This is a genomic window from Novosphingobium resinovorum, from assembly GCF_036352595.1.
Classification (GTDB): Bacteria; Pseudomonadota; Alphaproteobacteria; order Sphingomonadales; family Sphingomonadaceae; genus Novosphingobium; species Novosphingobium resinovorum_B.
The window spans coordinates 1-1,197 of sequence record NZ_JAZFAX010000110.1; the positions used below are offsets into that span (position 1 = coordinate 1).

Genomic DNA, 1,197 nt, shown 5'->3' on the forward strand with positions numbered 1-1,197 from the left:
GGGAAGCGCAGCGGCGTGTTCTCGCGCCAGACCGTGGCATGGCGGGCCTTCTCGTACTCCACATGGCCCTGGCGCAGAACGGCACCGACGAAACCCTGAGACGACATCGAACTCTCCTAGACTATGTTGTGTTTGAATATGCGGGCGAAGCTGCTCTCGGCCAGCAGCCATTCGCCACCGGGCCCCGGCACGAGGACGTCGACGACATCGCCCAGCGTCATCATGCGCAGGCTGCCGGTCTCAGCGCCGTGCCAGGCGGTGGCGATGTAGCGCAAGATGACGCCGGTGCCGTCCATCTCCACCCTCAGGTTGTTCCAGACGTGGCGCACGACTTGCTCGGAGCGGTGCCCGGTCACCCAGGCGTCGATCGCCTCGATACCGTCCAGCACGTCTCCCGGGGAGACCAGCCGTGCGCCGGGAGCCAGCATGTCGGCAAGGCTCTCGGCGGCGTCGAGGCGGCGCTGGAACTCCGTGACGAAGGCGGCGAAGGGGCTGTCCACGCCGGTCAGTATATGCTGCCGGCATCGCCCGAGGGCGTCTTGCCGAAGCCGCGATATTCCTCCAGCGAGGTTTCGTCCGCGTCCATCTTCACATCCCAGGTGATGCCGCGCTGGCCGAAGAAACCGGGCGAGTCCGTTTGCCAGAGCGCGCCGCCGAACGCCATTTCCCAGACTCGCGGCACCCAGCCGTCGTCGAGGTAGTCGGTATCGGCATGATACTCCGCGTCGCCGCCGGCAGGGCAGGGGAAGTAATAGTACATCGCCGAGGAAATCCGGTGCCGGTTCAGCGCGGCCGCGAACGGGCGCTCGTGCGACCAGCCCTTGTCCTGCATGTAGTTGGCGCCGACCATGACCTCGTCGATGTCCTCCAGCCCGAAGGCGATGTGGGCATAGCCGCGCTTGCCCTTCGTGCCCTTGTGCTGGGTGGTCAGCCAGAAGATCGTATGGTGTTCGTACGTGCCGTCGGCGCGCGCGAAGATGCCGTTGGCCTTGCTGTGGTCCGACATGGTGAAGCCCAGCCGGTCGCGGTAAAATTCGTAAGTCGCGACATAATCGTCGGAGAAATAGACGATGTGGTTGATCGTCTTGGGCCGTGCGCGGGTGCGCCACTTGCGATGCTGGTTGAGGCGCTGGATGAAGTCGGGCGCGTTGACCGGATCGGGGCGGCACAGCACCGGCCGCTTGTTCCACACGCGCA

The 1,197-nt window shown here is 65.4% G+C and carries 2 protein-coding genes; both read right to left on the reverse strand.

Features of this window, described 5'->3' with window-relative positions; all coding sequences use genetic code 11:
- Nucleotides 1-116 precede the first annotated feature (116 nt).
- Complete coding sequence (locus V2S85_RS27100; RefSeq protein WP_330705875.1) at nucleotides 117-500, reverse strand: nuclear transport factor 2 family protein; 384 nt, start codon at nucleotides 498-500, stop codon at nucleotides 117-119.
- Nucleotides 501-505: 5 nt separating this feature from the next.
- Nucleotides 506-1,197 (reverse strand): VOC family protein (locus V2S85_RS27105; protein ID WP_330705876.1); only part of this gene is annotated, 692 nt, incomplete at its 5' end.